A 22,688-nucleotide genomic window follows, 5' to 3' on the forward strand; every position below is an offset into this window, starting at 1 on the left:
AGATCTTATAACGTCGGGTCTGACTCCCAATAAAGGAGTAAGACCCGACGTTGAAGTATTCGCCTTTTGGGTAAGTGCCCTCAATAGACACACAATTTTATTCAGGATTGGAACAGAACCTATACAAATAAATTCATGATTTCTCTCTATATAATTAAGTATGAAAAGTTACAAAATTTCTTCCATATATGCAAGTTTTTTCTAATGTTCACAAGTGGAAAAGCTGTCAGGCGGCATCCCGCCTACAAAAAGATTCATGACATGATGCTGGACGAAGAAGTCGTGGGTGGTGACGAGACTACAGAGAACATCAATGGAGTACTCAAGTGGCTGTGGACATGGCGGAGTGAAAGACTGACCTACATGGCTGTACGAAAACTCTGCGTCCTCCGTCGCTTGCGACCTACTCTTTAAAACCATGCTACTTAGTGGTCTAACTTGACGCTGCCACCATCAACAGAAACCGCCAACAGCAGCCATCGACGACCCTTAGTCCATAAGATCTCGTTGTTCTTATGACCTAACGATCGGGTATCCTTGTATTACAACGATCGGGTATCCTTATGACCTAAGGATCGAGTATCCTTATGACCTAAGGATCGAGTATCCTTATGACCTAAGGATCGAGTATCCTTATGACCTAAGGATCGAGTATCCTTATGACCTAAGGATCGAGTATCCTTGTACCATAAGAACAGAGTGTTCTTATGACCTAACGATTAGGGTGTTCTTATATCTCAACAACAGCCATTGTTTTTGCATTATGAAAGCGAAGGCCCCTTTACTGGTCAGAAGGAGCCACCTTCCGTTCATGCACAACGTTTCAACGTTTCAGTGTCTTAGTTGTTTTTACAACAATGAAAGGGAATACATTGAATCTATATGTCTGTAAACAATTGCTTTAGTGGCTTTTCACCATATAACCGATTAATCCACAAGTCGAAAAAATGTACGCATACAGAGTATTTGCCGTTCAGTTTCGTCCGTTATCGACAGATGTAATAAGTTGTTCGCTCTCCTAGATACGGTCATAGAAATATTCAGGTGAAATCTTGCCTGAAACGATAAACGGATTTTTATTAACCGTGCAAATTTATTGCACCAGTACTAATCACATATTTTAGAATAATTAACTCAACTTTCTCTTCCTTTCGGGAGTTATTTCAGCTCGAACAAACGTCTTTTTTTTCGCTTTGCTCAAGGAAACTTCTTCCTTAACTTCTTTAACTTCCTTAATATGACATTACGGAACAACAACCGAAAACATATAACACCACTCGGGCAAATGTCCGGCTTTTCTCAGCGACAAGTTGCCACGAGCTCCGTAGAACCTTCCCGACTTGCCTTTGTCGCCATTTACTGCATAACGCACCTTACAACCCTTAACACTCTCCGAGGCAGAAATCTCGACAATGCTATCTCGAAGGCTGACCGATGTAGCTATATCTCTGCCATCGGGGGTGATGACGGAGAACCCGTAGTTTGGGGCCATTTTTACTTGTATGGTATCGAATGCGAGATGTCCGCTGCCAGTACGGAATGTGACATACGCCTTGTCGTCGTGAGCTGACACGCTTGACGGATATAGTCCACTGCGTGATGTCGTATGGCGAATGATGTCTAATGCAGACATGGCATTATACCTGCCAACTGTCTGTTGGCCCTTGCCGGCAAGATGCAGCTTATGGTTAACAAAGTCAAGGAAGTAAATAGGTGTTCCTGCCTCGAACAGCGAGTCGCCAATAATGAGTTCCAACTGTGCTTGGGGTATTGTCGCTTCATAGCAATCATAATCAGTAGCTCTGAACTTCAGGCATTTTGCCAGGCAGCACGACTGGTAGCAGATAATTTTCACATCATCATGTTGGTGTGTCAACAACTTGATGTCACGATTGACGTCATCAGCAAACTGCTTGAGAAGAGCCTTGTAATTCACCCATGTATAGTCATACATGTCGCTCTCGCCTTGCATCCAGCAGATGGCCGGCACATAAAACTCAAGTCCCTTCTCACATGCCTTTTCATACGACTTGCCGATGTTGTCAAGCAACGACTTGTATGGTTCGCCACCCTTGACAAGTTGCTCAATGGGAGTGGCACCTCTTCCCCCGGCAAACACGCAGACCATAGTATCGCTGCCGAGTTTTGATGCAAGAGCCTCTCCCATGGCAAAACAAGAGTTTTCATATCTTCGACTATCGAGACGAAGACAGCGTTTCACATACTGTTTCCATCCCGTATTCTCGTAATAGCCAAAACCATCATCCAGTGATTCTCCAACTAATCTGCCGTTGTATTTCTCAGTAAGATTGTCGATGTCTGTGATGATTGCTGCTTCTTCGCCCAAGGCTAAGCTTTGCCCATATACAGGCACACACACCACTACCTTTGCCTTGGGCTCTTCCCTACAAGACATCATGCTCAAGAGAGTTGAGCAAAGCAACATGACGGATATGGTTCTAAACAAAGGATTCATTCCGGCATCTTGTCATACATAGAGTTCCACCACGACGCATCGTCCTGAAGCCACTTGGCAAACCAAGCGAAGATGGTGTTCTGCCACTTCACGCGCTTGTCGTATGTGAGAATATGGTGGTCTTCACCTTCAACGACGACAAAAGCGGTGGGACGGCCAAGCAGACGAAGAGCATTGTACATCTGGATGCTCTCGCCGACGGGCACATTATTGTCTTCAACTCCATGCAAGAACAATAGTGGTGTGTGTATCTTCTCAACATTGAACAGTGGACTGCGGTCGATATAAAGGTCATGACGTGTCCATGGATAACTGTTAGCCATCGATACCTCGCTATATGAATAGCCCCAGAATCCTTCACCCCAATAACTGGTATGGTCGCTGATGCCTGCATGAGAAATGGCTGCTGCAAAGATATCGGTCTTTGTCTGCAGATACTGTGACATAAAACCGCCATAGCTTGCACCTATACATCCAATCTTCTTGGAATTGACAAAGTCGTGCTGCTCACAAAAACGGCGTGTTCCCTCGATAATGTCCTGGGCTGGCCCTTCGCCTGCCGTGTTTACATGACGCGAAGAAAATTCCTGGCCAAAGCCTGTCGCACCACTTGGTTGAAGCACATAGACCACATAACCCATTGCCGCATACAGATGATGCGGATAGCGACTTTCAAAATTTCTACTCGTGGGAGAACAGCCACCATAGTAATTGACTATCATCGGGTATTTCCTTGTCTTGTCAAAATGGGGCGGGAGATAATAGCGGCCGCATATCGTGTCGCCACGCGAGTTAATAAAATCCCAATTACGACATTCTCCAAATGCCACGTTATGGAAACGCTCCCGATGACAGTCTTCAAGAAGTGACGACTTGCGACTCTTCAAGTCCATGCTATACAGACGATCGGTGTTTGACGCTCCTTGTCCGAAATATGCCATCTTAGGAGCCTTGTCGGCTAATGAGAATCCGTTGACCATATCCTCACCAGTAGTCAAGATCTCAGTCTTCCCCGTAAAGGCGTCCATACGGTAAAGACGCTTATAGTCACGGTCAAGGGCGGTAAAATAGATCTTATTATCGTATTCATTCCATATTACATTCTCTATACTTGGATTAAAGCGTTTTGTGAGTGGTGTCACTGTACGACTTTGACAATCAACTCTATACAACTGATTGTCAACCATGCTTGGAATGACTCCTTCGGGTAGGTCTTTGCCAATGCCGTCGAATGCCTCAGGAGATCCCATGACTACAATGGACTTTGCATCTGGCGAGAACAAAGCGCTACTGATAAAACCGTCTCTTGATATGATTTCCTCTGTTGTCATGGTCTGAAGGTCCATACGATAGACAGAGAATAGGGTGGTGGGGCGCTTTGTCAGGCGGGGCGAAGCCACCATATATAATATGTAACGTCCGTCGCGAGAGATGTCGAGAAGATGAGTGGAGTGACACCCAAAAGTCAAGGGTTGTAGTAATCCGCTCTTTATGTCATACTTCTGCAGGACGGTACGGTTTCGCCAACCAGGTTGACGGTCGTCTGGATGGATAAACTGATGAACGTCACTATCATCCTTTGGACCTTCGACAGTCTTTGAAAAGATGAGGAAATCTGCAGTTGGTGACATTCTGAAACCGTCAGAAGGAATGTCTGAAGCTATTATGGTCTCCTTTCCTGTCTGCACATCGACAGAAACGAGTTGCCTGCCTTGAGATGACTGACGAGTGAACCAATAGCTGTCTGAATTTGTCATCCAATTGATGTTATTGGGGGTAGAAAACAGCGTATTGCCTGTCTTAAGGTCCTTTAATGTCCAACTCCACACATTGGTTTTGGCATCAATCACGTCATTGGAAGATACAATGAGATAACGTCCACTCGCCGACAAAGAAGTGCCACGGAAGTGTTTCCCGTTGAGCACATCTGTCATCGTATAACTACGTTTACCGCCTGTAGTCAACTGTATGAGGTTTTCCTTTTCTGTGTCTATGCTTACGTCTAAGGTGTCTTTTGCAGCGCTATCGGTGAGATATTTAATCACTATGCTATGGGTTGCAGGCAGGAGTGTGACATTGGGGTCGCTCCTCTTGCCATCTACATATAACTGGTAGAATTTCATCTTGCCGATATTGATTTTTGCCTTTACATAGCCAGTGTTTGTCAGCTGAAACTGAAGAAGATGGAGTGCGCAGCCAGAATCAGCTGACGGGGCATAGTCGCCTGTAAGTTCCATGCCGTTTTCGGCTTCCATGAGATTGATGGTAGCATCGAGCAGGATGTTGTTGTCAAATGCCTTCTTGTTGACATCGATACTGTCTATCATCACAGGACGAAGGATAGGGAACGGACCTGCATAACGGAAATGCTTGACGGGAAGATTTCCGGAAGAAGCCAACTGCGAAGCCAACAACATGGCAAAAAATACGTTTTTTTTCATAGTAGAGACGTTTTTTGTCATTCGTGTGTAGTATGAAGAAAATCCTTATTCTTATGATCTATATGGCGTACTCCTTTCAGCATCTTCCATGTGAGCCTACCAAGAACGCTTACCTTTCCGAAAAGCGCACGAGTGCGCATCGTTTGTGGAATAGCCATAAACAGGGAGAGACATATCATGGCAAATAAAAGCCACCACTTAAGACTCCACCAGGGTGCATAAAGTGTGGTGAGCACGGAAAAGAACAGTGTGCCCACAAGGAGCATCGAACGAGGTATGAGCATCTGTTGGATGGTCTTGTCAACATAGTTTACATTTAGTGAAAACATGGCTTTGGGCAGGTGTGGAAGCATGTCGATTAGGCTGCGTATCTGAGCCGACATCCAACGTTGACGCTGACGCTGGAAATTATCTTCGCTACTTACCTTCTCGTCATAAACCAAGATATCGTCAGCATAGCTGATAAAGACTCGTTCGCGTAGCAACATAGCCTCTAACTCACGGTCTTCGCCTGCTGTTGACAACTTATTGACATGAGAGGCAAACCACTGATAGTCGAAACACATGCCTGAGCCTATGAGTGCAGAGGATAGGCCTATTGCGTTATGTGCACGACGGAATATCGTGTTGTTTATCTCTTCGCTGACACCATCGAGCACGGATATGGAACTATCTGAATTCTTGGCACAACGATGACATTGCAATACCTTATGCCCACGGAACATTTCGTTGTTTACAGCCCTCAGAAAGTCGGCGTTCACAATGTTATCAGCATCGAGAATCACTACATAGTCGTAATCACGAGCCATGTTTGCAATGGCATACTGCAGTGCCTTTGCCTTGGAGCTATGGTCGAAACTCGGTTGTAAAAGGCTTATTGGCAGTTGGGACAGGAGCTGATTGGTGACTGGTTTTTGATGATCAGATATCACAGCTACATGATACCTTTCTGACGAGTATGACTGCAGGAGGAAATTCTCTACAGAACGTACTATCACCTTGTCTTCACTATATGCAGGAAACAATACAAGGAACGACGACTCGCGCACCTGGGATTGAGATACCTTATGCCGTGTTCTCACGATTAGACTGACGATGACAAAAAATGCCACGTATGCCACGGAGAAGGCTGTCAGAAGCCAAAGCGTGATGTCGATGGAGTGAAGACATGTCCAGAACATAGGCAGAGTATTATGATTTATTCCTGTTGATGAGTCTCTTCTTGCCGCGAATTATGGAAAACACCTGTATTATTGACATAAACATAATGATAGGTGCAATGAAGAACGAGCGCCCCCAGCGGTTATCAACAAGATAGTCGGGAGTGGCTACGGCAAATATAAACAAGATAAATGCAGCGAGAACCCACCATTTTATGGCAAGTGTTAAATAAATAGGAGACAACACAATACTCATAAGTATTATCACGCTCATCATTATGGTACGCGGAACAAGCAACCACTGAAGGATCTTGTCTATAAGGTCGTACTGTTTGTTGACGATGGCATGAGGGAGATGACGGATGTTTCTGATGACACTATGGAACTGGGTGAAAACCCAACGATTGCGCTGACGATTGAAATCGCTCGAGCTACGGGTCTTCTCATCAAAAACGAGAATATGGTCAAAATAGTCGATATATATTCTTTGACGAAGCAGCAATGCCTCAAGTTCCTTGTCATCCAATGCTTCGGATGTCTTGGTAATATTGTCCTTAAACCAATTGAAGTCGAACGCCATACCAGAGCCGGCAATAGCTGAAGGCATACCTATTGCAACGTGTCCAAGACGGAAAATGGAATTGTTGATTTCCTCAAAGGTCGCGTCGAGAATGGCTGAAGAGGTATCACGGTTTTTTGACAGGCGATGAACCTGTATGGCCTTTGTGCCGGCATATTCGTATGCGGCATTCAGTTCCTCAAGAAACTCTGGCAGAACGATGTTGTCGGCATCGAGAACAACAACGATATCATATATCTTGAACTGAGGCAGATTGTTTATGGCAAACTGAAGGGATTTTGACTTGCTGCTGTTTTTGAAATTGGGGGTGAGAAGAGTGATGGGATGCTGGGCAAGACGGAAATTAGTCATCTCTGACTGATGGTCCGAAATGACTACTACGTCGAACAGACGCTGGGGATAGGTCTGGCCGAGTATGCTCCTTACTGTCCTTTCGACAACGGCATCACTCTTATATGCAGGAATGAGCACTATGAAACGATTGAGACGCTTTGTCTTGGGAATGTCGGGACGCCGAGCAAACAGAGATGCAATGGCATAAACTGCCAGATACAACGATGTAAATGCCATAAGGGCAAACAACACTCCGTCAACAATGAATAATACTTTCCAAAATATCATAATAGTATGAAATCAAAAAATCCTTTAACACATGATCTTGCCAAATCCCAACGGCGATGAACTACATGGGAGAAGATGTCTCTTGGCAACACTAAACAAGAGAGATATGCGTAAGTGCCCCACCTGACGAGCTTGCCCACATTCCTACGTGCGAAAAGAAACCTGTTGCGCGTGATGTAATAGGTGCGTAAGGGACTATCGCTGCCAGTGGTGGCACTCTCCTTATGGAATACAGTGAGCACGGGATCGTAGATTATGTCATATCCTTTTCGACGCATCATCAGCGACCAGTCGAGTTCCTCGTAATAAAGAAAATAACATTCAGGTAACATTCCCACACATCCGATGGCTTCACGACGCACGAGCATGGCTGCTCCATGGGCGTATGGGGTAGAATGGGGCGTGTCATACTGACCATTGTCAGATTCTCCAAAACCAATAGCCCGATTACGCAGTGTGAGTCGTGACAAAGGTGTATATCCAGAAAACTGAATGTGGCGTTCGCCGTAATAGAAGCGCAGCTTGGGACTGATAATGGCTGTCTGGGGCGACTTGTCCATACGGTCGGCAAGAGCGGAAAGCCCTGTAGGGTCAAAGACGGTGTCGTTGTTGACAAGGAAAAGATATCTGCCATGCGCCTCGCGTATGCCCACATTGTTTCCTCCTGCAAAACCGCTGTTTACAGAATTACGGATCACCCTGACCCAGGGATAACGTTTCTCAATCTCTGTGGCTTCGTCAGCAAAAGAGGCATTATCCACCACAATCACCTCCATTGTATTGCCAACGGATGCGATTGAGTCAAGCATTGAGCATGTTTCGTTTAGCCCATTATAGTTGACAGTGATGATGGAAATCCTACACTCTTGACGCACGTTTCTTTTCAAGCTTTAGACGACGACGTTCTTCTTGCCGAGCAAGCTGTTTTGCTTCCCATTCAGCCCAGGCTCCTTCCATCTTTGGCAGACAATAAACTATGGCAAGTCCGCCGTAATATATCAGGATGTTTGGGAACTGCATGAGTATTTGATTGGCATATCCTCCAAGGTGCATACCTATGAATGCTCCAGTATAAGCTGCGCCAATACCTATCAACGTCTTGTTTTTCAGACGGAACATGACTATCCAACTTGCGCCAAATGCCAAAATAAGAGTGGTGATGATAAAGACCGTAAGACCTATCTTTCCAGTACGAACCCATATATATACATACTCAGAGTCAGGTGGTACTTGGGTGATAAGCCTAAACTTGTTGAAAGGCGGAATGTCTGAATTCTCCAAACCTATGCCAACACCCCAAGGTACTTCTGCCATATATTTACGGAGCGTAGCCTTATTCATGTCTCGGACATTCATTGAAGCATCTTCAGTATCAAAGGCTGTTCTCATTCGGCGAATGCTATAATTACTGTCTCCTATTGTTGTAAAAATGAGGATGTAAAGAGCAACTAGCATTAATCCACCAAAATATAGCATTAGTTTTACTGACTTTGACAATACTATATACACTAAAAAAACAGCTATGAGACAGAATATGGATGTTCGTGTTCCAGACTGAAAAAATGCCCAAATGCCAATTAGACCAACTGCGAGGAAGAAATAGCGGTATCTCTTAATCTTTAATGTTATTGCCAAGATAATGAATACGGCAGAAGCTACGGCTGTATGGATACCGAAATTGGCAGCATCGGTAAAGCAAGAGAAATAACGGATCTTTCCTGCCACGATATGACTTGGGGAACTATATAGGAAACTCTTTTCCGCATCAGTCATGCCGATATTAATCTGTTTCCACACCCAAAACGATGCAAAAAGAATGAAACAAGCCCAAAGCACAAAGACTCGCATAAGTTTTTCGGGAGTGTTGACAAAGAGCGTATAAACTATGAATGCATATACCAACTGCATTGACATCAATCGGGCGCCTGTGTACCAACGATAAACATCGATACCTATATCGCACGAGTCGTTAAGCAGTTCCAATGTACAGAACGCCAACCACACTAATAGGGTTGCACCCATAACATTAAGGAGATTGGTTATTTTATAATTTGCCACTTCAATCAAAGCCATGGCTATCAGCATTATCTCCATCATCTCATTTATCATTGAAATGGGGACTGGTATGCTGTAATGACGTTGGGCAAACATCAATAAGGTGTTGACTATAAACAGAGTATAGAACAACGACATCTTTATCCTAAAGAAAAAATAGCCAAACAGAATGACAAGAGGCGCACAGCAGACAGCAGCAAACGAGGTGAAGCCAGAAGACTTGAAAGACAATAAAGCGACAAAGAACAGAAGAAGAAGCACAAGACTTCTTCCTCCGTTCTCTACAGAATATTTACTTGATATGGTATTCTTGGTTTGCATTAATTAGCACGGGTGTTTTCTGTCGCTGTAAGACCCAACTGAGAAATACGGTAAACGAAATTGCTGAAGCGGGTATATGGCGGCAACTGTCCTACAAATTCTTCTACTGCATAGCGATTAGACTCGGTGAGATACATATACAACGAATCCTTATTCTCAAGCTGTGAGTTGACTTCCTTCAACGCCTTCTGGTCGATATCCTTCCATGTGCGGTTGGCTCGTGTCACCATAAGGTTGACGGTGCCAAGATTGAGGAGTGCCGACGGGATAGAGTGGTCGTTGAGATTAGGATACTCCACGATGAGAATCTCGTTGGGAAGTACGTCGGGACAGAGGTCCTTTATACTTGTGGACATGATATACTTGCTGTCATCGGCAAGGAAGTCTTCGTCGTAAGTAAGACGACGCACTTGCAAGCCAATAGATATCCAATAGTTCTCCAACTCTTGGGCAATATAGCTCTTTCCATTAGAAGAGTCGGTAGAAAGGAGATTGAGCACATTCTGCTGTCCTGTCTTGAAGTGTGGAAGAAGAGCCTTGCTGAGCTGACGCAACGCCATATCGCCAATGGTCTTGTTATAGCGACGATAGCGCAAGCTGCTTTCTTTGGGATAACAACCAAGGACAGGTATCTCTGTGATACGCTCCGAACGCATGCGATCGCGTAGAGTGCGGTCGAGAAGCTCGATAAGGAAGAAATAAACCGCAACCAAAACAAAAGTAAGGATGAAGGCTCCAAGCAAGATCATCATACGATTTGTGGGCAGGGCGTTGAGCGGGAACAATGGCGGATTGAGAACACGGAGCGTGGCAGTGGTCATCTGAAGGTTGCGCTGGCGCAGACGAGCCTGGTTCAATGCACCGAGCATGCTCATGTAGTTCGACTCAACAAAGCTAATATGACGGTCTTTTCTGCCCAAGGTGGCGCCAATAGGCGAGAAGAACAAGAACTGACGGTCGATGTTCTTACGCATAATGTCTTGTGCAGACATTCTCGCCTTTGTCTCCTCCAACAAGAGAACCTGGTCAAGCCACTTGTCGATAAGATCATTTGACTTCACTCCCATATCGGTTGAAGTGCTGTTCGCCTGGAAATCCTTTGTAAGGCTTCTTACCTGAGCTGTGGTATTCTCCAACTCCCTTTGTGCGTTTGCCAACTCGAGTTGAGCTTCTTCTGAATTTCCTCCTTCGCTCGACATCAGGCGCAGGTTGGAAATACGCGATTGTAGCTTTGAAATGTCCTTAACGCGATCAGTAAAGTCTTGATTTGTGCGTATATTTTTGACACGATTGCCCAACTTACTTTCAAGATAGTCAATCATAGACTTTGTAATGGTATAGTTCATGAGCAAATCATTGTCGGATACCTGCTGAGATCCTTCAAGACCAGAAAGAACTTTTGTCTGCTCACCGTAGTTGATGATGCGATTCTCGACGTTATAAGCTATGAGGTCGTCCTCGGCATCACAAAGCATGCGGTAGAGACGGCCTACCTCACGCTCGAAGAACTTGATGACATTGTTGGTCTCGCCATAACGTATCTGCTGATACTGATTGGCAAAAACGGAGTTGAGAATGTCGAGAGTGTTGTATGCTATACCAGCATCGTTGGCCGAATAACCTATGTTGATAATATCACTCTTTGAAAATTGTGTTACTTTCAGCCGGGAGGTAATGCTATTGAGTCCGAAATATGGATGATAGTTGGTGAGACTGAAAATGAAATTGTCGCGGGTAGGTTTCTCGTACGCCTTGAGGCTGGTATATGTAGCGTCCTCGCTATTACGATTGATGAGTGCCTTTACCTCTGCAGGTACACTGGCGTTCAAAGCACGGAAGTGCTCTGCTGAGATATAGTTGTTGTCCTTACGCTCATTACCATACATCATACAACGCGCAAAAAGGCGCAACGACACTTCGTGGATGGTGTTGTCGGTGGTGATTATAAGCATCAAGTTGTTGATGTTGACCTGCGAATTACCACCTGCAGTACCTGTGCCACCCTCAATGTTGTAACCTGTGATCATACCTGTGTAAATGGTGGTATTGGTATCGTACTGACGCTCCATATTGCGAGTCATGAACCATGCCACTACAAGGGATATCATAGGAAGAATGGCAAGATACCAACGGATGCGGTATAAAAACCGAACTATATATCTGAATATGTCCATAATATTTGACGTTTATGGGGTTATACTTGTTTGTTTGATTATTTTGACGACTTCTTTTGTGACTTTTGTTCGGCTTTCTTTGCCTTTTCGCGAGCGTCTGCTTCTTTCTTCACTGCCTTCTTTTCAGCCTTTTCAATGTCGTCGAGTTTCTTCTTGTCCTCCTTCATCTCTTCTTTAAGGCGTTTCTCGAACTCTTTATGTTCTTTCTCCAAATCCTTAAGAGACTTATCAACTGCCTCGTCGAGGGTGATGTCGGTGGTGGTATTAGTGATGATAGGAGTATGGGTGAGAATCTCTAAAGTTATGATGTCGGTGGTAATCTGAGTCTGGAGTGACTGATAATTGCTTACAGCGCCATTCTCTCTCTCCTTTGTCAAAGCGAAATCCTCGATAGACATCTCGCCATTTTGGAACTGCTCCTGATTGATAGAGCCTGCACCCTGATAAATGGCGGCGTTCTCGCTGGCAGATTTCAAAGCTACGAGATTGTTGGTAATCTTAACCCATAGCGTGGCAATCTGAAGCTTTAGCTGATCGAAAGCGGCATCTTTCGCAATCTGGGCAGCATCGACCTCAAGACGCTTACGCTTGACAGCAGCCTTAAGGTCGAGAATATCCTCTACAGGTATGGCAAGGTTGACACCGATGTTCCAGTAGCTCTGCTCAGAACCTTGGAACTGGTATAGGGTAGGGCTATAGGTTGATGAGTTGTTTCCCCACATATCTGCCTTTCCATAGCTGTAGCTGGCATGTCCGGTGACATAAGAGAAAATGTGACGCTTCTGCTTAGCCACTTCAGCCTGAGCTATCTGTTGCTGTTTTGCAAGAGCCAAAATGTTGGGATTGGATTTTGCATTCTCAAACAGGACGGCCAAAGGAGGCAGATGAAAATTAGTAAAGTTCAGCTGGCTTCCTTCACTTGAATCGAAGAAGCCTGCATTGATGCCACTCTTGTTATACTGAGCTGAAGCGGGTATGACCGCCGCCGAGAGGCTTAGAGCAACTATAAGATGTTTTACTCTTATCATTTTTTCAGATTTACTTATAATAATAAAATGGTATTCGGTTGATGTCTCAGACATTGTCTTTTTGAACGAATGCCGTGAGTGTACGGAAGATGATCTTCATGTCGAGAGAGAAACAATAGGTCTGACCATATCTGATGTCGAGCTGCTTACGCTCTTCAGCAGACATGTCACCACCCTTGCCACGTTCTTCTACCTGCCAAAGACCTGTCAGTCCGGCAGGAGCCATAAAGCGGTCGATGCAGTTGTCAGCGGTCAGACGCTCAGCTTCGTATAAAGGCAACGGACGATTGCCTACTATTGACATATCGCCACGAAGGATATTGAACAGCTGAGGTAACTCGTCAATGCTATACTTGCGGATGAAAGCTCCCACCTTGGTGATGCGCGGGTCGTTTTCAATCTTTACGAACGCATTCTGTATTTCTTCATTCTTCTTCTTGTTGAAATCGTCTTCAGCAACGACAAAGTCGTCGCCGACAAGCATCACCTCGTCGTCGCTGATAAGCATATCGGCACCTCCAATACCATCAAGAAGACCTTGGTCCATGACGTCGCTTGAGTCGTCAACCAAAGGCAAAGTGGGTTGTGGCTCGTCGGTGTGCTGTGCATACTGGTTCTGGGTCTTGCTTAATTCGGTCAACTGTTTGTCAGCGTCAACATACATGCTTCTGAACTTGAGGAAATCGAAGATGGTGTAATTGGTACCAACACGTTTTGACTTAAACAACACCGGACCCTTACTCTCCAGTCTTATCGCAATAGCCGTGATGATGAATACTGGTGACAAAATGATGATGCCCAACAAAGAGAACACGATATCAAACAATCGCTTCCAAAGAGGTATCTTGAAACGAAGGATCTTGAATTTCGGTGCAACATTGTCGAACAAGATGCTCTCACGATCAGAAATAAACTGTATCTTCTTGTTTATCTCCGTGACAGAGGCCTTACGGTCGAGAGTGTCGTTAATGCCACATTGCTGATAACACTTTCTCTCTTCTGAGTTAAGGCTATCGGTAAGAAGAACGATATAGATGTTTGGACACTTCTTCTTTAGATAGGTGATAGAGGTAATGTCTATGTTCTTGTCGTTACGTTCATAGAAAATGATGAAATGCTCGTTGTGTACCTTTGGCACACATAACTTCGCTGCATCCTTGTATGCAGAAGTCATACGAACCAACTGTCCAGGAACATATTTCAAACGTTCTCGGGTGTCATGATTATCACCAAGGTAAACTACACCTATCATAATAATTGAAGTTAATTAGGAAGTATCTTTTTAACACGAATCTTCAACTCCATGGGGTTGAATGGCTTAACGATGTAATCGACCGCTCCAATCTCCAACAGGCGGATGCGCTCATTAGTACTGTCCTCACTACTGAGCATGATAACCGGAATGTGGCGGAACAACTCGTTCTGTTTTATCCATTCCAAGAAGTCGTCACCGCGCATGCCAGGCATCCGGATATCAGAAATGATGAGGTCTGGAGTGTTCCCAGACTGCAACCACTTGACACCCTGCAAACCATCAGGGAGCCATTGTACATCGTAGTCACTCATAAGGTAGATCGACAACACCTTTGCTATCGTCTCCTTGTCGTCCAATATAAGAATTTTCTTTTTCATAAAAAAGCTTTTATATGTCTTAAGGTAAAAAAGGTTTATCGCTCGATTGAAGACCTGCCATACATGACAAAATCGACTCTCTACGCTTTCACAACTGCAAAGGTAAAAAAATATTTGAAATATCGCACAATATTTTCAAAAAAAAATGCGAAAACACAAAAAAAATTTTTTTTTTGCCCTTTTATGGGGGGATTTTCTTTAATAAAACGTATTATTATCGTTAAAAATATAAATGTATGGCAAATAGATATTTATTAGGATTTGACGTGGGAAGTAGCTCTGTAAAGGCTTCGCTCGTCAATGCAGACTCTGGAAAATGTGCTGCTACAGCCTTCTTTCCAGAACGTGAAGCTCCGATTACAGCAGTAAAAACAGGTTGGGCAGAGCAGGATCCTGAAATGTGGTGGGAGAACGCTAAGTTGAGCCTTAACAAGATCATGGCGGATGCCGGAGTAAAGGCTGAAGAAATCAAGGCTATCGGCATTTCTTATCAGATGCACGGCTTGGTATGTGTGGACAAAGATTTGAAGCCTCTGAGACCAGCCATCATCTGGTGTGACTCGCGCGCCGTGCCTTATGGTGATAAAGCTTTTCACAATATAGGTGCAGAAACGTGCTTACAGCACCTGCTGAACTCTCCTGGAAACTTTACTGCCGCCAAGTTGGCTTGGGTGAAGGAAAACGAACCAGAACTATATAATAAAATATATAAGGTGATGTTGCCTGGAGACTATATCGCCATGAAGTTGAGCGGTGTAGCAAATACCACTATAAGCGGACTTAGCGAAGGCATGTTCTGGGACTTCAAGGAAAACAAGGTGGCTGACTTCCTTATGGACTATTATGGATTTGACAAGTCTATACTTGCTGATATCGTTCCTACTTTCAGCATCCAAAGCGAAGTTTCTGCAGAAGCTGCCGCTGAGACAGGACTGCTGAAAGGCACTCCTATCACATATCGTGCTGGCGACCAACCCAACAATGCCGTTAGTCTGAACGTGTTTAATCCTGGTGAAATTGCTTCTACTGCCGGTACTTCTGGAGTGGTATATGGTGTCCTAGGAGATATCAATTACGACAAGAAGAGCAGGGTGAACACATTTGCCCATGTGAACCACGAAGCCGACATGACACGTCTCGGAGTATTGCTTTGCATCAATGGCACAGGTATTCTCAATGCATGGGTAAGAAGAAATATTCTTTCTTCAAGCATAGGATATGCAGAAATGAACGACTTGGCAGCCGGTGTACCTATCGGTAGTGAAGGTGTGAGCGTCATTCCTTTCGGTAATGGAGCAGAGCGTGTGCTCGAGAACAAGGAGATTGGATGCGCCATTACGGGACTGAGTTTTAACAAGCATACAAATGCCCACATCGTCAGAGCAGCTCAGGAAGGAATAGTGTTCAGCTTCTGCTATGGAATGGAAATCATGCAGCAGATGGGAATGGACATAAGAAAGATTCATGCTGGTAAGGCGAACATGTTCCTTAGTGATATATTTAGACAGACTTTGGCTGGTGTTAGCGGTGCCACAATAGAACTGTACGACACGGACGGTAGCGTAGGTGCTGCAAAGGGCGCTGGCATTGGTGCTGGCATTTACAAGGACAACAATGAAGCATTTGCTACTCTTGACAAGCTTATGGTGATTGAACCGAATGAAAGCAAACGTGCAGAGTATCTTCACGCTTACTCTGAATGGAAGAGCAGACTTAACGGACTTGTATAAACATTGATATTAGTTAAATAAAGAAGCCGCCAGAAACAAGAATGTTTTTGACGGCTTCTAATTTTTTACGGCTTATTATTTTTATTTTACGTAGAAATCTATGAGACGTTGGAGCGCCTGTTGACATACGGGACAAAAATCCTTGTGTTCATTGGTACGCATGCGGCAATCAGGTAGTCCACGCCAAACGCCTTTGGTCTGATAACCTCCACCTTCGACAAGTCCTGCTTTACCTTCGTCAATAAGGTTTTGCCATTTCAGACCGAAATTGTGCTTTGTCGTGATGTTGGGTTCCCATGGCTCTGTATCTGAGAAATACATTGGATCAGAATCCGTATATTCATACTCATCGGCAAGACCTCCAAAACTATGTCCGAATTCATGGACAACAACAGGACGGAAATGCTTGTGCTTTGTTGAGCTGAGATTATAGGAATTATATATGCCTCCTCCTCCGTATTGTGAAGTATTGACCAAAACAATAATATGTTCGTAAGGAATACCAGAGAGAGCATCATGAAGGCGTTTCAGATGAAGAGTGGTTAGATAACGTTGGCTATAAAACGTGTCGAAATGAGATCCAAGTACGGTATCTTTCCATTTGTTGTCATGGGGAATACTTGTCCCTTCCTCTTTAGATTCTGATTCCACGCATACAATATTAAAAACACCACGCATTGTCTTGAATGGCTCATGCTCGAAAAGAGCCTCTGTAGCAATTTTCGCGTCTTCGAGAAAAGAGTTCATTTGGTTTTTTGTATATCCTTCGGCCACGTATGCAATCTTAATGCAATTTGTGGTGTCGCTAGCTTGCTGGAGAGTAACGCACTTGTTGGAAGTGAGAGGAAGACAACGGATTAGGATGTCAGAAGGATCTACGACATGTGTAAGCGACGATGATACGTTCTGATGATAGTCGAAGAGGTCAACACGGACGATGGCCGTGCGTTGGGGAAATGGTACGAGGAAGACATTTTCGAATGACTTTGGCGTATTTTTTGATTCTTCTGTGGATATCCATTCTTGAAATAGAGTGGAAAAAGAGTGACGGTAGATCACTTTCCCCGTCAGCGAATCGGTGACGGTGATTTGTCCATTACCTTCTAATGGCAATTGGTTAAGACGTTTGCGTCGTCCGAACCATCCTTTGGTTTTTGACAACTGATCTACGTAGATGTTTTGCTGATTACGGTCGCCCGCGAAGATATAATCTATGCGCAGGGTGTTGTCAGTGAAATAATCATCGAAAACTTGAGCATGCAAATACGTAGAGCACATTAATGCCAAGAATGAAATAAGTAGTTGTCTTGTTCTCATAATTGTGATATTAATATGGTTATATAATCTCTTTTCCAATCAGAAACGTGAAGTAGGGTATCGTCATATTTCATTATGTCGATATCAATCTCTACGACTCTTTTGTCTGAGGACTTCTCTCTCCCCAATACCTTTTCAACTGCTTTTAGGTTTAATGACAATTGGGACAGGCTTAGTGTGGTGGTTGCAGAAACCATCATGTTCAGGAAGTTTGGAGATATTATTCCCACGGGTGACGTCTCGATGACAGGGGTGACTTTTATTACAGAAACAGACTCTTTACACAATGTAAGAGCCTGTTCCAGTTTATTTGCTGCATCAGGGACATTTGATCCCAGAGCCAATATTATGGGGTGTATTGTCATCAGTCGTTCATTGACAAAAGAAACTCCTCGTTACTGCGTGTCTTAACAAGACGGTCACGAACGGTATTCATAGCCTCGACAGGGTTCATAGAACTTAGGAAATTTCTCATTACCCACATGCGTTTAAGTGTTGTCTCGTCATGAAGAAGATCGTCGCGACGCGTGCTTGACTGAATAAGATTGACGGCAGGGAAGATTCGCTTGTTGCTGAGGGTACGGTCAAGCTGAAGTTCCATATTTCCTGTACCTTTGAATTCCTCGAAGATGACCTCGTCCATCTTAGAACCTGTATCTATAAGGGCTGTAGCAATGATCGTCAGCGAACCGCCTCTCTCTATGTTTCTGGCGGCACCGAAGAAACGCTTTGGTTTCTGAAGAGCGTTGGCGTCAACACCACCAGTGAGTACCTTACCACTTGCAGGACTGACAGTATTATAGGCTCGTGCCAAACGAGTGATAGAGTCGAGGAAAATCACAACATCGTGTCCACACTCCACCAGACGCTTTGCCTTCTCCAGCACGATACCAGCAATCTTTACATGGCGGTCAGCTGGTTCGTCAAATGTAGAAGCTATTACTTCCGCGTTTACGGTACGGCTCATGTCGGTAACTTCCTCTGGACGCTCGTCGATGAGGAGCATCATGAGATATGCTTCTGGATGGTTGGCTGCGATGGCATTGGCAATGTCTTTCATGAGAATTGTCTTACCAGTCTTTGGCTGAGCGACGATAAGTGCACGCTGTCCCTTACCGATTGGCGAGAAAAGATCCACAATACGCGTACTTGGGTTTGTGGTCATAGGATCGCCACAAATATTGAATTTCTCATCAGGGAATAACGGTGTGAGATGCTCGAACGAGACACGGTCACGTACATCCGCCGGATTACGGCCATTAATAAAGCGTACGGTACTCAATGCAAAATATTTCTCGTTTTCGTGAGGAGGACGTACATAACAGTCAACCACATCACCAGTTTTCAAGCCATATTTCTTTATCTGTTGAGGCGATACATATATATCGTCGGGAGAGGACAGATAGTTATAGTCGCTCGAACGAAGGAAACCATAACCATCGGAAATTATCTCAAGTACACCGTTGCCCTCGACGATGTCTGAAAAATCATATTCCTGAATTGAAGGTAATCCGGGAACTTGTATTGTTGTTTCCTCTTCGTTAATGTTTGAAGGTGAAATATTGGAAGGTACTGCCATCGGGCGATCGAACATGTCAAGCTGTGGAATAGCTTCATTGTCCTCGATAGGAATGTCAACAACGACAAAGAAATCGGTGCCGTCGCATGGATCACCAGTCCACATTCCGCTCTCATCTACACCCTGGGTCAATTCATACGAAGGAGTATCGTCAGTTGGGGTAGGAAATTGCATTTTCAGTCTTTCAACTTCAGCATCATCCACAAAATCTTCACTATCTTCATTATCGTAATACCCTTCAGGAACTACGAAATCGTTGTTTGTCTCTTCGGTTTTTCCTTCTTCCGGCTCATTATTCTCATTTTCAAAAGAAGGCACCTCTGCTGTTTGTTCTTCGGGATATTCTACAGTCTCTTGTTCTTCAACTATAGGTGACGGAATGTCTTGGTTTTCAACTGGTAGTGATGCATTCTCCTGCTCTTCAGCTTTTCTCATAGCCTCTATCGCCGCAAGTTCAGCCTTTGACCGGCGACCGCGATGTTTGGGAAACATCTTTTCTATCTTTTCTTCGGTCTTGCTCTTTTTCTCGCTTTTGGCATCCTTGGGCGATTCTTCAACGTTGTCGTTGTCAAACAATTGAAGTTGTGTAGCTTCAGAAGTGGTGCCACGAGTGACATCATAGTTTTCTCCGTCTTTTCCTTTTACGGTATATACCTTGTCTTTCTCTTTCTTTTGTATTCTTGTCCTTTTTCGTTTTGGAGATTCTTCCACAGCCGCAGTATTCTCGGCAGCTTTGTCGAGGATTGCGTAGATGACAGACTCTTTTTCTTGTTCTTGGGTCACTTTTATACCCAAGCTGTCAGCGATGCCCACGAGTTGGGCATTATCCATTGATTCTAATTCTTCTTTTGTGTACATATATATTAAATGTGTATATGTTTTGCTATGTAAATATGCAATTTTGGGGAATTGTTTCTATGAAAAAAGAAACTATTGTTGATTTTTCATCTGCAAAGGTAGATAAAAAAAATGAGACTCGCAAATTATTCCTTGATTTTTTCACGACTTGCATTATCTTTTTTCTTGTCAGACGTTTTGGCGCTTCTTGATTTGCCTCTTTTCCCTGCAGATGTTTTCCCTTTTGCAGGGGAACGTCTTCTGCCATGACCTTTCCCGCGTTTCCCATGACGGGGAGAGTTTGGTCTTTGTTTTGAATATTTAGGAGCGTCGCCAAGATCGCCTGGCAATGGGATTTTTTCAATGTCCTTTTCCAAAAAGTCTTCGATCTGTCCAAAGGCATACATATCCTTATCTGACACTAACGTGACAGCTTCTCCCTCACGGTCGGCACGAGCGGTTCTTCCGATACGATGGACATAGTCTTCACAGTCATGGGGCACATCATAGTTGATGACCATTTGTATGTCGTCAATATCTATTCCACGGGCGACAATATCGGTTGCTACTAGCACGTCACACTGACAAGCTTTGAACTTTAACATTACTTCATCACGTTCTTGTTGTGACAAATCACTATGCATGGCACAGCAATTTACGCCGATCTGTTTTAGCTGACGTGTAATTTCCTTGACTTTGTCTTTTTTTCCGGAAAAACAGATTACCCTTTTCAGTTTGTTCCCCTTGAAGAGATGACGTATGATGCCAAGCTTTTGAGGCTCATAGCAAATGTATGCCATCTGGTGTATCTTTTCTGCAGGCTTGCTTACAGCAATCTTTACTTCCACAGGGTCTTTCAGTATCGACTTTGCTAATGATTGAATCTTCTCGGGCATTGTCGCCGAGAAAAGAATGGTCTGCCTGTCTGAGGGTAAGAGCTTGACAATCTGCATAATATCGTCACTAAATCCCATGTCCAGCATACGGTCGGCCTCGTCCAGAACGAAGAAACTGACACGGCTAAGGTCAACATTCCCCATTCTTATGTGGCTGAGCAGTCTTCCAGGTGTAGCTATCACCACGTCTGCTCCCATGCGAAGGCTTTTCATTTCCTGGTCATAACGGGGGCCGTCATTACCTCCATAGACCGCCACACTGCTTATACCGTCAAGATAGTATCCGAATCCCTGCATGGCCTGGTCTATCTGTTGGGCTAACTCGCGTGTCGGAGACATGATGATGCAATTGATGGCATCTTTCGGGTATCCGCCATCATCAAGCATGCTTAATATGGGCAATAAATAAGCAGCAGTCTTTCCTGTTCCTGTCTGCGCTATTCCGATGACATCATGATAATCGAGTATCTGTGGAATACAGCCCTCCTGTATCGGAGTACAATCATCAAAATGCATGTCATAGAGTGCATCGAGGATATTATCGTTCAGGTATGTTTCTTCAAATTTCATTAGTTTGGAGCTTTTTTATAACAATAATATGCAATAAAGAAATACAAAATATTTGGTATCCAAGCCGCCAATATTGCCGGTGTATTGGCATTAATAGCGAAGGTGGAACTGATTGTCTGCAAAAGGATATACGAGAAACTTAACAGAAGACCGATTCCCAAGTACATTCCCATGCCTCCCTTACGTTTTCTGGCAGAAAGGCTTGCGCCGATAATGGTGAGGATAAACGATGCGAAACAAGATGCTATTCGTTTGTGATACTCTACCTCATATTGAATGACATTGCTCGAACCTCGGTCCTTTTGTTTTGAAATATATCGAAGCAACTCAGGACTTGTGAATGTCTCCTGCTGTCCCTTGCTGAACACCAAATCCATAGGTTCCATCATTATCAGCGTGTCGATTTCCTGACCCGATTTTATCTGCTCACGCATTCCCTTCAGTGTTCTAATCTTGTAATTGATAGCCCTCCATTGGTATCTGCTGTCAGAGATGGTGTCGTACTTTATGACATTGGCAGTCATGTGGCTAACCAGTTTCTTGTTCTCGAACTTATCTAAGAAAAAGCCGTAGCCAGTCTTTGAAATGTCATCATATTGCTGAATATATGCAATCACACCTTTTCCTACCTGCAGCTGGACGTTGGTAGCAGAGGTGTTTTTCTTGTTGTTTTTGTATTTTGATTCAAAATCGTGACGTACTACATTGCCTTTGGGAATGACATAAGAGCCTAATGTGAAGTTAAGGACTGAAATCAGTGCGGCCGAGACCATATAAGGTCTGAGCAATCGCTTAAAACTCATACCACTGGCCAACATCGCGATAACCTCTGAGTTTCCTGCCAGTTTTGAGGTGAAGAAGATGACGGCAATAAATACGAACAACGGACTGAACAGATTCGCGAAGTAGGGTATGAAATTCGCATAGTAATCAAACACTATTGCATTCCATGGTGCATGGTTTGTCGTGAACTTAGCAAGATTCTCCTGAAAATCGAAAACAATAGATATTGAAATGACAAGGATTATCGAATAAATATAAGTGCCGATAAACTTCGAGATAATATATCTGTCTATCCTTTTTATATACCTGAAAGGATTTAGGAAAACCAACGGATGCAGAATCTTTGAAAGAAGCCACAACAAGGGATGGAGGCATTTGCCGACAAAGCTATGCCTGCCGAAACACTTGTTTAGTCCCTTGCGCGTTTTTTGGACAAACCGGCACCAACGTCTATGTTTTTTTATTTTTCTATATTTCATGATGTTCTA

17 protein-coding genes are annotated in these 22,688 nt (G+C 44.1%); 2 read left to right on the forward strand and 15 right to left on the reverse strand.

What is annotated here, in order from left to right; translation table 11 throughout:
• Positions 1–204 precede the first annotated feature (204 nt).
• On the forward strand, positions 205–414 hold the full coding sequence (locus tag CIK99_RS09945; protein WP_144007961.1) for a hypothetical protein: 210 nt from the start codon (positions 205–207) through the stop codon (positions 412–414).
• Between the two features lie 829 nt (positions 415–1,243).
• On the opposite strand, the gene CIK99_RS09950 is transcribed toward CIK99_RS09945, so the two are convergent.
• Genes CIK99_RS09950 through CIK99_RS09995 form a run of 10 tightly spaced genes read right to left on the reverse strand, consistent with a single transcriptional unit; the run spans position 1,244 to position 14,488 of the window.
• The gene (locus tag CIK99_RS09950; protein ID WP_158215962.1) at positions 1,244–2,419 is read right to left on the reverse strand and encodes a sialate O-acetylesterase; all 1,176 of its coding nucleotides are present in this window, start codon (positions 2,417–2,419) and stop codon (positions 1,244–1,246) included.
• A gap of 53 nt (positions 2,420–2,472) precedes the next feature.
• Positions 2,473–4,917, reverse strand: a complete 2,445-nt coding sequence (locus CIK99_RS09955) for a prolyl oligopeptidase family serine peptidase (protein ID WP_094381436.1) — start codon at positions 4,915–4,917, stop codon at positions 2,473–2,475.
• Positions 4,918–4,934: 17 nt separating this feature from the next.
• Complete coding sequence (locus tag CIK99_RS09960) at positions 4,935–6,098, reverse strand: glycosyltransferase family 2 protein (RefSeq protein WP_094381368.1); 1,164 nt, start codon at positions 6,096–6,098, stop codon at positions 4,935–4,937.
• 10 nt (positions 6,099–6,108) lie between these two features.
• Positions 6,109–7,278, reverse strand: a complete 1,170-nt coding sequence (locus CIK99_RS09965) for a glycosyltransferase family 2 protein (protein WP_094381369.1) — start codon at positions 7,276–7,278, stop codon at positions 6,109–6,111.
• Positions 7,275–8,153 carry a glycosyltransferase family 2 protein gene (locus tag CIK99_RS09970; RefSeq protein ID WP_094381437.1) on the reverse strand — a complete coding sequence of 293 codons (879 nt, stop codon included), beginning with the start codon at positions 8,151–8,153 and terminating at the stop codon, positions 7,275–7,277. The genes CIK99_RS09965 and CIK99_RS09970 overlap by 4 nt, the downstream gene beginning before the upstream one ends.
• Entirely contained in the window at positions 8,137–9,654 is a 1,518-nt protein-coding gene (locus CIK99_RS09975) for an O-antigen ligase (RefSeq protein WP_094381370.1), read from the reverse strand. Before CIK99_RS09975 ends, CIK99_RS09970 begins: the two co-directional genes overlap by 17 nt.
• A complete protein-coding gene (locus CIK99_RS09980) occupies positions 9,654–11,828 on the reverse strand; it encodes a hypothetical protein (RefSeq protein ID WP_094381371.1) in 2,175 nt (724 codons plus the stop codon). The genes CIK99_RS09975 and CIK99_RS09980 overlap by 1 nt, the downstream gene beginning before the upstream one ends.
• A gap of 38 nt (positions 11,829–11,866) precedes the next feature.
• Positions 11,867–12,856, reverse strand: a complete 990-nt coding sequence (locus CIK99_RS09985) for a TolC family protein (protein WP_158215963.1) — start codon at positions 12,854–12,856, stop codon at positions 11,867–11,869.
• Positions 12,857–12,902: 46 nt separating this feature from the next.
• On the reverse strand, positions 12,903–14,108 hold the full coding sequence (locus tag CIK99_RS09990) for a sugar transferase (protein WP_094381373.1): 1,206 nt from the start codon (positions 14,106–14,108) through the stop codon (positions 12,903–12,905).
• Positions 14,109–14,119: 11 nt separating this feature from the next.
• Positions 14,120–14,488, reverse strand: coding sequence for a response regulator transcription factor (locus CIK99_RS09995; RefSeq protein WP_094381374.1), 369 nt, complete (start codon positions 14,486–14,488; stop codon positions 14,120–14,122).
• Between the two features lie 236 nt (positions 14,489–14,724).
• Between CIK99_RS09995 and CIK99_RS10000 the strand changes: the two genes are divergently transcribed.
• Positions 14,725–16,218, forward strand: coding sequence for a xylulokinase (locus CIK99_RS10000; protein ID WP_094381375.1), 1,494 nt, complete (start codon positions 14,725–14,727; stop codon positions 16,216–16,218).
• Positions 16,219–16,299: 81 nt separating this feature from the next.
• Here the strand turns inward: CIK99_RS10000 and CIK99_RS10005 are convergent, their stop codons facing one another.
• The 5 genes from CIK99_RS10005 to CIK99_RS10025 form a co-directional block, all read right to left on the reverse strand.
• Positions 16,300–17,535 (reverse strand): M64 family metallopeptidase, encoded by a 1,236-nt coding sequence (locus CIK99_RS10005; protein ID WP_094381376.1) that lies wholly within the window; start codon positions 17,533–17,535, stop codon positions 16,300–16,302.
• Positions 17,532–17,900 (reverse strand): 2-amino-4-hydroxy-6-hydroxymethyldihydropteridine diphosphokinase, encoded by a 369-nt coding sequence (gene folK / locus CIK99_RS10010; protein WP_094381377.1) that lies wholly within the window; start codon positions 17,898–17,900, stop codon positions 17,532–17,534. The genes CIK99_RS10005 and folK overlap by 4 nt, the downstream gene beginning before the upstream one ends.
• Positions 17,900–19,972, reverse strand: coding sequence for a transcription termination factor Rho (gene rho, locus CIK99_RS10015; protein ID WP_094381378.1), 2,073 nt, complete (start codon positions 19,970–19,972; stop codon positions 17,900–17,902). Before rho ends, folK begins: the two co-directional genes overlap by 1 nt.
• 125 nt (positions 19,973–20,097) lie before the next feature.
• Positions 20,098–21,417, reverse strand: a complete 1,320-nt coding sequence (locus CIK99_RS10020; protein WP_094381379.1) for a DEAD/DEAH box helicase — start codon at positions 21,415–21,417, stop codon at positions 20,098–20,100.
• Positions 21,417–22,679: an LptF/LptG family permease gene (locus CIK99_RS10025; RefSeq protein ID WP_094381380.1), complete on the reverse strand. Its 1,263-nt coding sequence runs from the start codon at positions 22,677–22,679 to the stop codon at positions 21,417–21,419. Before CIK99_RS10025 ends, CIK99_RS10020 begins: the two co-directional genes overlap by 1 nt.
• Between the last annotated feature and the right edge of the window lie 9 nt (positions 22,680–22,688).

This window comes from Prevotella sp. P5-92 (assembly GCF_002251245.1).
GTDB lineage: Bacteria > Bacteroidota > Bacteroidia > Bacteroidales > Bacteroidaceae > Prevotella.